Below are 13,967 nucleotides of genomic sequence, written 5' to 3' on the forward strand. Positions count from 1 at the left end.
TCAACGGCGGAGCGGGGTCCCCGCCCGGGCGCAGCCGAGGAGACACCGGGCCGGGACGCCCAGCGGGGTCCTACGACCGCGTGGACGGAGCGATCCGTGAGCGGCCAGCCGCACCGGAACGGACCGATGCCCTACCGCGCCTCGGGGAGCAGTCGTCGTACCCGCAGCTCCACCCCCTGCGGAGCACCGTCCGCGCGCCGTGCACCCTCACCCCTCACGGACGAGCCTCACGACGGCATCCACGACGCTGTCCGCTCCGGCGACGAAGGCGGTCAGGCCACGTGCTGTCGTGAGGTCGGCGCAGACCCCGCCTGCCGCAGGGACGATCGCCCGTGCTGCCGCCGTGTCCCACTCGGCCAAGCCGAAGCCGACGAACACGTGCAGCCGGCCCTGGACGAGGGCGAGCGTGTCGCAGGCAGCGGAGCCGATCCTCCGGAAGTCCCGGATGGCGGGGATCAGACGGCCGAGAGACGAGAGCGCCTGCATGCGCAGTTCGAGGTCGTAGGGGAACCCGACGCCGACCAGGGCGCGTCGGAGGTCCGGTGGTGCCGTGATCCCCACGACGTCTGCGCTCCCGATGAGGTCACCGCTGCCGGCTGCCGCCCACTCGCCGTCGCTCGGCCGGTGGATCGCGGCAGCGATGAAGTCGCCACCGATCTCTGCGGCCACCGACACGGCGTGGTCGCGGCGTCCGTGGACGAAGTTCGTGGTTCCGTCGAGCGGGTCGACCAGCCAACGGACACCGGACCTCCCCTCGTGGACGCCGCTCTCCTCGGCCAGTACGGCGTCATCGGGACGCTGGTTGCGCAGCACGGCGAGCACCGCCCGCTCCGAGGCTCGATCGGCGTCGGTCACGAGATCGTGACTGGCGGACTTCCCGCGCACGTCGAACCGCCCACCGGCCAGGACGTCCCGGACGGCGAGCGCCCCGGCCCGCACGGCTTCGACAGCGGTGTCCCGGAGCCCGCCGTCCGGACCCGCCGAGGTCGGCCTCGGCTGGGCGTCACCGCACGTCATGAGCGATCACCAGGTCACGGTGGACTCCCCGGCCTCCCAGCGAAGCCGACTGAGCGAGCATCATCGCAGCGGAGCGCAGTGCGCACACCGCTGGACGACGGGTCCCACCCGGCCCGGACGGACAGCCGGGTCGGACCTGGACGACCGAGGAGCGCTGGATCGGACGGTTCACCCCTCGGCCCGGGACGCGCGGACCACCGCCACGGGGCACGGGGCGTACGTGATGCAGCGCAGGCTGACCGACCCCAGGAGGAGGCTCGACCAGCCGGTTCGCCCGCGCGACCCGACCACGAGCAGGTCGGCCGCGTCGGCGACCTCGGTCAGGACGTCCCACTCGACGCCCTCGATGGTCTCCGCGCGGACCTGGACACCGGGAGACCCGTTCCGCCACGCGTCCTGCAGGCTCTGCCGGAGGGTGGTGTCGGCCTCCTCCCGCAGCGTGGTGACCGGCCGCGCCCACGGAGCACCGCCGTAGCCGGACACGGTGTCCGTCCAGGCGTGCACCACGTGCAGCTCGCCGCCGCGCAGCCGGGCCTCCGCCGCGGCGAACCGCAGTGCGGCGACCGAGCCGGCCGAGCCGTCGACACCGACCAGGACCCGGCTGGCGGTTCCCTGCCACAGGACGGCGCCGTGCGTGGTGGGGTCGTCGCGCACGACGACCACCGGTCCCCGGGCGTGCTGGGCACACTGCTGGCTGACCGAGCCCAAGACGGCACCACGCAGGCCGCCCCGGCCACGGGAGCCGAGCACCAGCAGCCCCCCGCCGGCGGTGTCGACCAGCTGCTGGGCCGACTGCCCGTACCGCACCTCCGGGCGGACCGGGACGGCCTGGCACCCCGTGGCCGCCGCGACCTCGGCGGCCTCGGCGCTCATCCTCGACCGCACGTCCTGCTCGAAGTCGGCGATGCTCGGCCGGCCGATCCCGCCCTCGTGGGCGTGCGGCGGCTGGTCCTCCGGCCAGACGGTGACCGGCCGGACCGCTGCTCCGCGCAGCTGCGCTTCCCGGAGGCCCCAGGCGAGGGCGGTGCGCGCGCCGTCCGAACCGTCCACCCCCACCACGACCTCGTCGGTCGTCACCACCTCGTCCATCCGTGCTCCCTCCGCGGGCAACTCCGAGGTCCGCGGTCCGCGGTCCCGTCCGGCCGACCTCTACCCCGACGAGCGCGCCGGATCCCCTGCATGACGCGGAGAGGTCGTGCGGGCGTCGGTGCCGAGCGGTTGAGGACACCGGGTGGCGGGCAGGCACCTCCCGACGAGCCGATGAACAGAGGACCGGTGCGGCATGCCAGGTCGACCGCCGTCCCGCGTCGACGGGCCCCTGCCCATCGAGCACCACGCGCTCGACGCCGACGGCACCACCTCTGCCCTCGTCGCCCGGGACGGACCGCCGATGCGGTGGACCAGGGGGGCGGCCGGGTGAGCAGGCGGCCCAGGCCGCTGCCGGAGTTGCGGATCGCGGCGGCCTTCTACCGGTTCCGGGAGAGCCTCTTCTTCCTCCCCGCGATCATCGTGCTCGTCGGCGCCGGTCTGGCGGAGGCGACCGCGGCGCTCGACCAGGCACTGAGCAGCGAGCGGTCCATCCCGCTGACCCTGGACATCAACAGCAACGCAGCCACCTGGCTGCTCAGCACCGTCGCCGGCGCGACGATCACCACCGCCGGCGTCGTGTTCTCGCTGACGGTGGTGAGCCTGCAGCTGGCGAGCAGCCAGTTCTCGCCCCGGGTGATGCGCTCGTTCATCCGGGACCGGCTGAGCCAGGTGGTGATCGGCCTGCTCATCGCCACCTTCGTGTACAGCGTGCTGACGCTGCGGCACATCAGCGGGGAGGCGACGGCACCGGGGCCCCGGATCTCCCTGACCGTCGCCGTCGTGCTGACCGTCACCACGGTCCTGCTCATCGTCGCGCACCTGGACCACCTCGCCCGCGGCCTGCAGGTCGGCGAGGTGGCACGGAGCATCGCGGGCGAGGGCGAGCAGGTGATCGACGCGATGGTGCAGGGGTCGCTCGGCGAGCACCCGGGGCCCGACGTCAGGTCACCCGACCCCAGGGGCGGCCTCCTCGTACCGGCGCCACGGGACGGGTGGGTGACGCAGGCGCCCAGCGACCGGATGCTCGCGGCGGTCCCGCCGGGCACCACGGTGCGGTTCGAGACCCGCAACGGCGCCTACGTGCACGAGGGCGAGCCGCTGGTCACCCTCTGGCCGGTGCCGGCCGACGCCGAGGCGGCGCGGGACAGGCTGGCCGCCACCGTGGTGGTGGCCAACACCCGGACGATGCAGGAGGACGTCGACTTCGTGATCCGGCAGCTCGTCGACATCGGGCTGCGGGCGCTCAGCTCGGCGATCAACGACCCGACCACCGCCGTCGAGGTCACGCTGCGGCTGGGCAGCCTGCTGCGCAAGCTGTTCGACACCGAGCTGCCACCCCGGACCGTGGCCGGGGCGGAGGGCCGGGTGCTGCTGCGGCCGTGGGACCTGTCGCACGACGAGTACGTCGCGCACGCCTTCGACCAGCTCCGCCAGGCGGCGCCGTCCCAGAGCCAGGTGGTCGCCACGCTGCTGCGGGTCCTGCGCATGCTCGCGCTGCACGCCGAGGGCAGCCGGCGGCCCGAGCTGGTGCCGGTGCTGCAGAGCCACAGCGACCGCCTGCTGGATGCCGTCCGGCAGGCCGGGCTGCACCCGGAGGACCTCGCCCGGCTGGAGACCATCGCGCACGCGCCCCGGGACCCGGCCGACCACGACGCCGGCGGGCGCGGTGACGACGGGGCCGCCGGCGCGCAGGTCCGCTAGGTCGAGGAGACGGCCCGTCCCACGGTGCGCATGCCCCGGGCGGTGTAGACGGCGGCGATCAGCGCCGTCGCCGACAGCAGCCACAGCCCGGGCCGGTAGTTCCCCGTCCAGCCGTAGACGAGGCCCATCACCAGCGGCGGGGCGAAGCCGCCCAACCCGCCGGCGGCACCCACGATGCCGGTCACCGCGCCGACCTCGCCGGGAGGGGCGGCGAGCGCGACGAGGGCGAACACGGCCCCGGACGACGCGCCGAGCGCCGCCGCCATGGCGAGGAAGGCGAGGGTCCCGATCGGCTGCAGCGGGCGCTCGAGCGCCGACACCGCGGCGAAGACGGTCACCACCGTGAAGCAGGCCGCCAGCACCGGCACCGGGTGCAGCCGGTCGGACAGCCAGCCACCGACCGGGCGCATCACCACGGCGAGGACCACGAAGCCGGCGGTGCGCAGGGCGGCATCGCCCGCATCCAGTCCGAACGCGTCGCGCAGGTAGGTCGGGAGGTAGACGCTGAAGGCGACGAACCCGCCGAAGCCGACCGCGTAGAGGAACGACATCTGCAGGGTGACCGGCAGCCGGAACGTCTCCCACGTCCTGCGCACCACGCCGCCACCCGGCGAGGACGGCCGGTCCGGTGCGTCCCGGAGCAGCAGCCAGGAGGCGACGGCGTAGACCGCGAGCAGGACGGCGACCAGCGTGAACGGGAACTCCAGGCCGACGGACCGGCGCAGCTGCACGGTGCTGAAGGCCGAGATGGCGGTGCCGCCCATGCCCGCGCCGAAGACGCCCAGCGCCGTTCCGCGCTTGGCCGGCGGGAACCAGGCGTTGACCAGCGGGACGCCGATCGCGAACGTCGTGCCGCCCAGGCCGAGCACGAAGCCGCCGAGCAGCATCAGCGGGTAGGAGTCGCTGGCCACGTAGCCGATGAACAGCACCGGCACGATGGTCAGCGCGCTGACCACCGGGAACATGACGCGCGCGCCGAAGCGGTCGGTGAGGGCGCCGACCGGGATGCGGCCGAGCGACCCCACGACGACCGGGACGGCGACGAGCAACGACTTCTCCAGCGCGCTGAGCCCGAGGGCCTCGCTGTAGAAGGCGCCCAGCGGGCTGACCAGCGCCCAGGCCCAGAAGTTGATCGCGAAGCCGACGGTGGCGACGGCCAGCATCCGCCACGCCTCGCGCGGCACGGCCGCCGTGGTCGTCGTCCGGCCGGCGCTCGCGCCGCTCACCGCCGACCACCTCCCGCCCGCTCCCAGCCGCGGGCGGGCGTTCGCGCGCCCAGCTGCTGGTCGCGGCTGCGGTACACGATGTAGGGCCGGGTGAGGTACCCGAGAGGCGCGCTGAAGACGTGCACCAGCCGGGTGAAGGGCCAGATCGCGAAGAGCACGAGCGCCGAGAGGGCGTGCAGCTGGAAGCCCAGGCCGGCCTGGCTCATCAGCTCCGGCTGCGGCTGGAAGAAGAAGATGCTCCGGAACCACGGCGAGACGGTGTCCCGGTAGTCGGCACCCTCGTGACCCAGCGCGCCCAGCACGGTGTTGCTCAGGCCGAACAGGATCGTCGCGGTGAGCACGACGTACATGAACTTGTCGTTCCTGGTCGTGGCGGAGAAAACCGGTCCCACGGTGCGGCGCCGGTAGATCAGGACGGCGAGGCCCGCGAGGGTGCAGAAGCCGGCGATGGCGCCGATCCCGATGGCGACGGCGTGGTAGGCCTCCTCGGACAGCCCGACGGCGTTCGTCCAAGACTTCGGGATGCCGAGTCCGACGATGTGCCCGACGAGCACGAACAGGATGCCGAAGTGGAACAGCGGGCTGCCCCAGCGCAGCAGTCGGCGCTCGTAGAGCTGGGTGGACCGCGTCGTCCAGCCGAACTTGTCGTAGCGGTAGCGCCAGTAGTGACCGACGACGAAGACGGCCAGGCTGACGTAGGGCAGGACGACCCACAGCAGGATGTCGAGGACGTTCATCGAGGAGCTCCGGTCGGCGCGCCGGCGACGGGCGAGGGCATGTACTCGGGCGGGGCGAACGGCGTCGTGCCGTACGGGTCGAGGCCGACCTCCTCGGTCGGCGGACCCTGCTGGGCCAGCCGCAGGACTGCCTCCCGGTCGGCCGCGGCGACCGGCGGGAGGGTCGCCGAGACGGCCTGGAGCACCGCGGCCCAGGGCGAGCGCCGCTCCTCCAGCGCCAACCGGATCAGCTCCAGGGCGGCCCGGTACTCGGTCAGCAGCCGCTCACCACGGGCCGCGTCCCCGGTGGCGGTGAACTCCAGGACGACGGCGAGGTGGTCGGGCAGCTCCCCGTCGGCCAGCTGCATCCCGGCCCGGCCGTACAGGTGCTTGACCTGCAGCAGCGCCATCCCGCGCCGCCGGGTGTCCCCGTGGGCGTAGTAGGTCAGGTAGAGGCTGCACCGGCGACGCAGGTCGAAGGTCGCGACGTAGTCGGCCTGCAGGTCGGCCGGCGGCGTGGTCTCCAGGTGGTCGAGGAACCGCAACAGCGGCCCGGCCAGCCCGGCCGGCAGCGGCGCGGTCACGGCCCGCAGCAGCGGCAGCCGGTCCAGCAGCTCCCCGTCCGGGTACCCCAGCAGCAGGGACGCGACCTGGCGGGCCGTGGCGAGGTGGGCCGGGGAGGCGACCTGCCGCCTCACGGCCTGGGCTCCGTCGCGCTCGGCGAGTCGGGGCCCACGCCTCCGCCGTCCGGGCCGTGCAGGCCCTCCCGCTCGTCGGGGCGGGGCGGGAACAGCCCCTCCGGCGATCCCTTGCCGTCCCAGTTGAGCAGGTTGACCCGCTGGTCCCTGTCCCCCGGAGCGGCCAGGGTGTCGGTCGTCTGCCGGCGGGCGAGCATGTGGAAGTTCTCCACCGCGATCGGCGTGACCCCGCCCGAGGTCTCGCCGAACGGTCCCCAGCCCCCCATCCCCGGGCCGCCCTCGTAGTCCAGTGAGCAGCCGGTGTCGAGCTCCTCCATCTCCGGGCCCTGCTCGGCGTGCGCGGTCGGGATGACGTAGCGCTCGTCGTACTTGGCGACGGCGAGCAGCCGGTGCAGATCCTGGATGTCACGACCGGTCATCCCGACCGCGGCGGCGATCGACTCGTCCGCCGGGCGGCCGAGGTTGAGGTCGCGCATGTAGGACCGCATCGCCCCGAGCCGGCGCAGCACGCCGGTGACCCGCTCGGTGTCGCCGGCGGTGAACAGCTCGGCGAGGTACTCGACCGGGATCCGCAGCGACTCGATGGCCCCGAAGACGTTGCCGACGTCCTCCCCGTCGTGCCCCGTCGCGGTCAGCGCGTCGACGACCGGCGACAGCGGCGGGATGTACCAGACCATCGGCATGGTCCGGTACTCCGGGTGCAGCGGCAGGGCGACCTCGTAGCGGTTGATCAGCGCGTGGATCGGCGAGCGCTGCGCCGCGTCGATCCAGTCCCGCGGGATGCCGGCCTGCTGGGCGGCCCGGATCACCTCCGGGTCGTGCGGGTCGAGGATCAGCGACCGCTGCGCGTCGTAGAGGTCCTCCTCGTCCGGCGTCGACGCCGCCTCGAGCACCCGGTCGGCGTCGTACAGGACGATCCCGATGTAGCGCAGCCGCCCCACGCAGGTCTCCGAGCAGACCGTCGGGATGCCGACCTCGACCCGCGGGAAGCAGAAGGTGCACTTCTCCGCCTTGCCGGTGCGGTGGTTGAAGTAGACCTTCTTGTACGGGCAGCCGGTCACGCACATCCGCCAGCCGCGGCAGCGGTCCTGGTCGACCAGCACGATGCCGTCCTCGGTCCGCTTGTAGATCGCCCCCGACGGGCAGGACGCCGCGCACGACGGGTTGATGCAGTGCTCGCAGATGCGCGGCAGGTAGAACATGTACGTCTGCTCGAACTGCTGCTTGACCTGGGCCGAGATCTTCCGCAGCACCGGGTCGGCCTGGGTGAGCTCGGGGGCGCCGCCGAGGTCGTCGTCCCAGTTGGCGCTCCACTCGACCTTCATCGGCTCGTTGCTCAACAGCGAGCGCGGCCGCGCGACCGGGGTGTGCTCCTGCACCGGCGCGTTGGTCAGCGTCTCGTAGTCGTAGGTCCAGGGCTCGTAGTAGTCGTCGATCGAGGGCTGGATCGGGTTGGAGAAGATCGTCAGCAGCCGCTTGAGCCGGCTGCCGGTGCGCAGGCTCAGCCTGCCGTTGCGGCCGACCTCCCAGCCGCCCTTCCACCTGTCCTGGTCCTCGTAGGTGCGTGGGTAGCCCTGCCCGGGCCGGGTCTCGACGTTGTTGAACCAGACGTACTCGACGCCGGCGCGGTTGGTCCACGCCTGCTTGCACGTCACCGAGCAGGTGTGGCACCCGATGCACTTGTCGAGGTTCATGACCATGCCCATCTGGGCCATGACGCGCATCAGTACGTCACCTCCTGGTTGCGGCGGCGGATGACCGTGACCTCGTCGCGCTGGTTGCCGGTGGGGCCCAGGTAGTTGAAGGCGAAGGACAGCTGCGCGTAGCCGCCGATGAGGTGGGTCGGCTTGAGGAACAGCCGGGTGCCGGAGTTGTGGATCCCGCCGCGCCTGCCGGTGGTCTCCGACCGCGGGACGTCGATCAGCCGGTCCTGGGCGTGGTACATGTACACGGTCCCCTCGGGCATCCGCGCCGAGACGATGGCCCGGGCGACGATCACCCCGTTGCGGTTGACCGCCTCGATCCAGTCGTTGTCCCGCACCCCGACCTTCGCTGCGTCCTGGGTGCTCATCCAGATCGTCGGCCCGCCGCGGGACAGCGAGAGCATGAACAGGTTGTCCTGGTACTCCGAGTGGATCGACCACTTGTTGTGCGGGGTCAGGTACCGCACCGCGACGCCGAGGTCGCTGACCTCGCCGATCCGCGGCTCGCCGTAGAGCGCGGTCATGTCAAGCGGCGGGCGGAACACCGGCAGGTTCTCGCCGGCCTCGGTCATCCAGTCGTGGTCGAGGAAGAAGTGCATCCGCCCGGTCAGCGTGTGCCAGGGCTTGAGCCGCTCGACGTTGATGGTGAACGGCGAGTACCGGCGCCCGCCGTGCTCGCTGCCCGACCACTCCGGCGAGGTGATGACCGGCGTCGGCCGCGACTGGGTGTCGGCGAAGGTGATGAGCTTGCCCTCGTGCTCGGCGGCGAGGTCGGCCATCCGGGTTCCGGTGCGCTCCTCGGCGACGTGGAAACCCTGGGTGGCCAGCCGGCCGTTCGTCGTCCCGGACAGGGCCAGGATCGTCTCGCACCAGTGCACGTCGCGGGCGAGCGCCGGCCGCCCCTCCGCGACGCCGTCGCGGACGACGCCGTTGCGGTGCCGCAGGTACTCCACCTCCTCGTCCGGTTTCGTCGTCACGCCCTTGACCTGCAGGCCCAGCTCCTCGACCAGCGGCCCGAGCGCGGCCCACTTCTGCGCGACCGCGCCGTAGTCCCGCTCCTGGACGACGAACCTCGGCATCGTGCGGCCCGGCACGGGGTCGCACTCCCCCGCCTTCCAGTCCCGGACGACGCCCCGCGGGTTGGCCGTCTCGTCCGGGGTGTCGTGCAGCAGCGGCACGGCGACGAGGTCCCTGCGGACGCCCAGGTGGTGCGCGGCCAGCCGGCTGAACTGGCGGGCGATGGTGCCGAACGCGTCGAAGTCGGTGCGGGTCTCCCACGGCGGCGCGATCGCCGGGTTGAACGAGTGCACGTACGGGTGCATGTCCGTGGTGTTGAGGTCGTGCTTCTCGTACCAGGTGGCCGCGGGCAGCGTGATGTCGGCGAAGACCGTGGTGCTGGTCATCCGGAAGTCCAGCGCCAGCAGCAGGTCCAACTTCCCGCGGGGTGCCTCGTCCCGCCAGACGACGTCCCGGGGCCGCGCCCCGGGCGAGGCCTCGGTCGCCCGCAGGTTGGAGTCGGTGCCCAGCAGGTGCTCGAGGAAGTACTCGTTGCCCTTCGCCGACGAGCCGAGCAGGTTGGCCCGCCAGACGGTGAGCACCCGCGGCCAGTTCTCGGGGGCGTCCGGGTCCTCGCAGGCGAACCGCAGCCGGCCGGCCCTCAGCTCCCCGACCACGTACTCGCCCGGCTCCCTGCCCGCCTCGGCTGCCTGGTCGGCCAGGTCGAGGGGGTTGCGGTCGAAGGTCGGGTGGCTCGGCATCCACCCCATGCGCGCGGACTGGGCGAGGACGTCGGCGGGGGCCCGGCCGGCGAACCGGCCCTCGCCGAGCGGTGAGGCGAAGGAGTCGAGGGTGGTGCGGTCGTAACGCCACTGGTCGGTGTGCAGGTACCAGTAGGCGGTCTGGATCATCTGCCGCGGCGGCCGCGCCCAGTCCAGTGCCGACGCCAGCGTCATCCAGCCGGTGACCGGCCGGCACTTCTCCTGCCCCACGTAGTGCGCCCAGCCGCCGCCGTTGACCCCCTGGCAGCCGGTCAGCGTGGTGAGCGTGAGGAAGGCCCGGTAGATCGTGTCGGAGTGGAACCAGTGGTTGGTCCCGGCGCCCATGATGATCATGGAGCGGCCGTTCGACTCCTCGGCGTTCCGCGCGAACTCCCGTCCGATCCGCGCCGCGGCGGCGGCCGGGACGCCGGTGAACTGCTCCTGCCAGGCCGGGGTGTAGGGCTGCGTCGGGTCGTCCGGGCCGGTCGGCCACTCCCCCGGCAGCCCGGAGCGGGCCACGCCGAACTGGGCGAGCAGCAGGTCGTGCACCGTCGTCACCAGGTGCTTGCCGATCCGCCGCACCGGCACCCCGCGCCGCAGCACCGCGCCCTCGCCGCGCGGGGTGTCGAAGCGGGCCAGGTCGACCGGGGCGACCTCGGCGCCCTCGGCGCCCTCGGCGTAGAGGCTCAGCAGCGGGTCGACGTCCCCCAGGTCGAGGTTCCACCGGCCCTTGCCGGACTCGGTGAACCGGTCGCCCAGCGTGCCGTTCGGCACGTGCGGCCGGTCGGTGCGGGAGTCGACCAGCACGGTCTTCCACTCCGCGCCCTCGTCGACGTCGCCGAGGTCGGCGGCGGTGAGGAACTTGCCGGGGGCGTACCCGGCTCCCGGGTCCTCGCCGCGCGGGGTCAGGGTGAGCAGGAACGGCAGGTCGGTGTAGCGCTTGACGTAGTCGACGAAGCGCGGCACCTGCCGGTCGACGAAGAACTCCCTGAGGACGACGTGTCCCATCGCCATCGCGAGCGCGCCGTCGGTGCCCGGGTGCGGAGCCAGCCAGTCGTCGGCGAACTTGGTGGCGTCGGAGTAGTCGGGGCTCATCACGACGACCTTCTGGCCGCGGTAGCGGGCCTCGGTCATCCAGTGCGCGTCGGGCGTGCGGGTGACCGGCACGTTGGAGCCCCACAGGACGAGGTAGGCCGCGTCCCACCAGTCACCGGACTCGGGGACGTCGGTCTGGTCGCCGAAGACCTGCGGGGAGGCGACCGGCAGGTCGGCGTACCAGTCGTAGAACGACAGCATCGGGGCGCCGATGAGCGACATGAACCGGGCGCCGGCGGCGTGGGACACCATCGACATGGCCGGGATCGGCGAGAAGCCGGCGATCCGGTCGGGGCCGTGCTCCTTGATGGTGTGCACGTGGGCGGCGGCGATCATCTCGGTCGCCTCGTCCCAGCTCGCCCGGACCAGCCCGCCCCTGCCCCGCTCGGACTTGTAGACGCGCGCCCGGACCGGATCGGAGACCACGTCGGCCCAGGCGAGCACGGGGTCCCCGAGGCGCTGCCTGGCCTCCCGGTACATCTGCAGCAGCGAGCCGCGGACGTACGGGTAGCGGACGCGGGTGGGCGAGTACGTGTACCAGGAGAAGGCCGCGCCCCGGGGGCAGCCGCGGGGCTCGTACTCGGGCCGGTCCGGCCCGGTGGACGGGTAGTCGGTCTGCTGCGCCTCCCAGGTGATGATCCCGTCCTTGACGTAGACCTTCCACGAGCACGAGCCGGTGCAGTTCACCCCGTGCGTGGAGCGGACGACCTTGTCGTGCGCCCAGCGGTCCCGGTAGAAGCTGTCGGCGTCCCGGCCGCCGATCTGGTGCAGCGACCGCAGGTCGGCGCTCACCTCCCCCTTGCGGAAGAAGCGGGAGGTGCGGACCAGCGCCTCGGAGAGCCCGCTGTCGAAGCCGGCTGCGGAGTCGGTCGGGCCGGCCTCGGGACGGCGGGTGCTGGTCACGCTGCTCCTCCCGGGCGGCGGGTGCCGCCAGACGTGGACGGGCGGTCGGCTCCCCGACCCCGACGAGCGAGGTGAGTGGCGGACGACGGGATGCCGCCGCGCCGGTCTGTGAGACTCGTGGGATGGCCGTGCCTCCGCAGGGGTCCGCACAGGAGTCCGTGCGGGCCGGTGTCAGCCGGCAGCGGGTCCTGGAACTGCTGCGCGCGACTCCGGAGGGGCTCGGCGTGCAGGATCTCGCCGACCGGACCGGCCTGCACACCAACACCGTGCGCTTCCACCTCGACCGCCTGGTCGCCGACGGGCTGGCCCAGCGGCACGTCGAGGAGCGGGCCGAGCCGGGCCGACCCCGGCTGTCCTTCACCGCCGCCCCGCGGCCGGACCCCGCCCGCGACAGCCGCAACTACCAGTTCCTCGCCGAGATCCTCGCCAGCTACGTCGCCGGGACGGTCGACCGGCCGGCGGCCGCCGCCGTGGAGGCGGGACACACGTGGGGCCGCTACCTCACCGAGCGACCGGCGCCCTACCGGCGCGTCCCGGAGGAGGAGGCGGTCACCCGGCTGCTGCGCATCCTCGACGACATCGGCTTCGCCCCCGAGCTGGCCGCCGAGGACCCCCGGCAGATCCGGATCCCCCACTGTCCCTTCCGCGAGGTGGCCGAGGCCCACCGCGAGGTCGTCTGCGCCATCCACCTGGGCCTCATGCGCGGTGCGCTGGCCGAGATGGGGGCGCCGGTGACGGCCGATCGGCTGGTCCCCTTCGTCGAGCCGTCGCTGTGCGTGGCCCACCTGGCGCCGATCGACACGGCGCCGACGCCACCGCCCCCGTCGCGCTGACACGGGGTCAGGTCCCGGTCGCTCGCGACGGGTGGGCAGCCGCCGGCTCAGCGCCGACGCGCCCGCAGTCCGGTGGCTTCGCGGAGCACGGGTCCCGCCGGGCGCCGGTCACCGCTTCACCACGGTGAGCAGCACGGTCGCGTCGGCCATCGCCTCCAGCCGGTGGCGCGCCGGGGGGACGAGCAGCAGGTCTCCGCGACGGCCCTCCCAGGAGTCCTCGCCCGCGACGAGCCGCACGCGGCCGTCGAGGACCAGCACGGTGGCCTCTCCCGGGTTCTCGTGCTCGGCCAGGACCTGACCGGCGACCAGGACGACCACCGTCTGCCGCAGCGCCTTCTCGTGGCCGCCGTGGACGGTGTCGGCAGCGCGTCCGCTCCCGTTGCTGCCGGCCGTCTGCCGCAGCTGCCGAGCCAGCGCCTCGAGGCTGATCTTCTGCACGGGCCCCCCTGTCGTCGAACACGGGAACGACACCCCAGGACCGCCGCCCCGGTGCGGACGACAGAACTCCGGCGGTCCGTTTGTACCAGTACGAGTCGTAACTACGACAGAGGATTGTTGCGGTCGGGGCCGCGCGGACCCGACGGCCAGGCCGTCCGCCCGGGGCCGGGGAGTTCGCGTGCTTCCCGACCGATCCCGACGCGTCGTCCGGGCCACGCTGCCCGCCGTCGCCGAGGACGCCGGCGGGGTCGCCCGGCTCCGGCGACCGCGTCGACGTGCGGCCGGGTGGCCCGCTGTCCTTGGCGATCGTCGAGGCGGTCCTGCGGTCCCGGCCACGGCCGCCACCCGCGACACTCGTCCGGTCCGTTGCCGGTCGTCGGCAACCTCGGGCCGCCGGAGTTGGCCGACCGCTGCCGTGTCCGGGCCCGTGCTGGGCGGGCACGGTGGGCTTAGGTCCGCGGAGGGCGTGGCACACCCGCGCTCCTCCGGACCTCGGCTGCCGGCCGCGACGTGATCGCGCACGGGAGTGCTCGGTGCACCACCGGCACACCGGTGGACCGGCTGCTGCCGGCCCACCTGCTCCAGCCGGCCGAGGGCTCCCCAGCCCGCGCCGACCCACGACGGGAGGAAGGGGTGACCCCGGTGAACGCACAGGCCTCGCCCGGTGGCCCGGCCGTACCCGCCGGGTCACCCGCGCGCTGTCCGTTCCCGGTGACCGGCGGCGGACTGCTGGCCACGAGCCTGCGGGGCCGGGGCCTGCGCGGCCTGGACGTGCTGCGCCGCAGTCAGGA

The 13,967-nt window shown here is 73.4% G+C and carries 10 protein-coding genes; 2 read left to right on the forward strand and 8 right to left on the reverse strand.

Features of this window, described 5'->3' with window-relative positions:
* Positions 1–207: 207 nt before the first annotated feature.
* Together BUB17_RS04825 and BUB17_RS04830 are read right to left on the reverse strand one after the other, a co-directional pair.
* Positions 208–1,017: an inositol monophosphatase family protein gene (locus BUB17_RS04825; RefSeq protein ID WP_072914223.1), complete on the reverse strand. Its 810-nt coding sequence runs from the start codon at positions 1,015–1,017 to the stop codon at positions 208–210.
* A 168-nt stretch (positions 1,018–1,185) separates the two neighbouring features.
* Positions 1,186–2,106, reverse strand: coding sequence for a universal stress protein (locus BUB17_RS04830; RefSeq protein ID WP_072914225.1), 921 nt, complete (start codon positions 2,104–2,106; stop codon positions 1,186–1,188).
* Positions 2,107–2,433: 327 nt separating this feature from the next.
* Here BUB17_RS04830 and BUB17_RS04835 point away from each other — a divergent pair, with 327 nt between their 5' ends.
* Entirely contained in the window at positions 2,434–3,807 is a 1,374-nt protein-coding gene (locus tag BUB17_RS04835) for a DUF2254 domain-containing protein (protein ID WP_208983312.1), read from the forward strand.
* Here the strand turns inward: BUB17_RS04835 and BUB17_RS04840 are convergent.
* From BUB17_RS04840 to BUB17_RS04860, 5 genes are read right to left on the reverse strand one after another with little or no spacing between them, the layout of a single operon-like run.
* A complete protein-coding gene (locus BUB17_RS04840) occupies positions 3,804–5,033 on the reverse strand; it encodes an MFS transporter (protein ID WP_244276928.1) in 1,230 nt (409 codons plus the stop codon). The two genes, BUB17_RS04835 and BUB17_RS04840, sit on opposite strands and share 4 nt — an antisense overlap.
* Entirely contained in the window at positions 5,030–5,770 is a 741-nt protein-coding gene (gene narI / locus BUB17_RS04845; RefSeq protein WP_072914228.1) for a respiratory nitrate reductase subunit gamma, read from the reverse strand. The genes BUB17_RS04840 and narI overlap by 4 nt, the downstream gene beginning before the upstream one ends.
* A complete protein-coding gene (gene narJ, locus BUB17_RS04850; RefSeq protein WP_072914231.1) occupies positions 5,767–6,447 on the reverse strand; it encodes a nitrate reductase molybdenum cofactor assembly chaperone in 681 nt (226 codons plus the stop codon). The genes narI and narJ overlap by 4 nt, the downstream gene beginning before the upstream one ends.
* The gene (gene narH / locus BUB17_RS04855; RefSeq protein ID WP_072914234.1) at positions 6,444–8,171 is read right to left on the reverse strand and encodes a nitrate reductase subunit beta; all 1,728 of its coding nucleotides are present in this window, start codon (positions 8,169–8,171) and stop codon (positions 6,444–6,446) included. Before narH ends, narJ begins: the two co-directional genes overlap by 4 nt.
* Positions 8,171–11,905: a nitrate reductase subunit alpha gene (locus BUB17_RS04860; protein ID WP_072914237.1), complete on the reverse strand. Its 3,735-nt coding sequence runs from the start codon at positions 11,903–11,905 to the stop codon at positions 8,171–8,173. Before BUB17_RS04860 ends, narH begins: the two co-directional genes overlap by 1 nt.
* Before the next feature lie 122 nt (positions 11,906–12,027).
* Here BUB17_RS04860 and BUB17_RS04865 point away from each other — a divergent pair, with 122 nt between their 5' ends.
* Positions 12,028–12,738: a helix-turn-helix transcriptional regulator gene (locus BUB17_RS04865; RefSeq protein ID WP_072914240.1), complete on the forward strand. Its 711-nt coding sequence runs from the start codon at positions 12,028–12,030 to the stop codon at positions 12,736–12,738.
* A 108-nt stretch (positions 12,739–12,846) separates the two neighbouring features.
* Here BUB17_RS04865 and BUB17_RS04870 read toward each other — a convergent pair whose 3' ends face one another.
* On the reverse strand, positions 12,847–13,176 hold the full coding sequence (locus BUB17_RS04870; protein WP_072914243.1) for a cupin domain-containing protein: 330 nt from the start codon (positions 13,174–13,176) through the stop codon (positions 12,847–12,849).
* Between the last annotated feature and the right edge of the window lie 791 nt (positions 13,177–13,967).

The sequence above is a fragment of the Geodermatophilus obscurus genome (assembly GCF_900143215.1).
GTDB classification, from domain to species: Bacteria; Actinomycetota; Actinomycetes; order Mycobacteriales; family Geodermatophilaceae; genus Geodermatophilus; species Geodermatophilus obscurus_A.

What these genes read in the sequence shown, in the direction of transcription:
- BUB17_RS04830 (WP_072914225.1), bottom strand. Translation starts at nt 2,106, where the DNA reads ATGGACGAGGTGGTGACGACCGACGAGGTCGTGGTGGGGGTGGACGGT.
- BUB17_RS04825 (WP_072914223.1), bottom strand. Translation starts at nt 1,017, where the DNA reads ATGACGTGCGGTGACGCCCAGCCGAGGCCGACCTCGGCGGGTCCGGAC.
- narH (WP_072914234.1), bottom strand. Translation starts at nt 8,171, where the DNA reads ATGCGCGTCATGGCCCAGATGGGCATGGTCATGAACCTCGACAAGTGC.
- BUB17_RS04865 (WP_072914240.1), top strand. Translation starts at nt 12,028, where the DNA reads ATGGCCGTGCCTCCGCAGGGGTCCGCACAGGAGTCCGTGCGGGCCGGT.
- narI (WP_072914228.1), bottom strand. Translation starts at nt 5,770, where the DNA reads ATGAACGTCCTCGACATCCTGCTGTGGGTCGTCCTGCCCTACGTCAGC.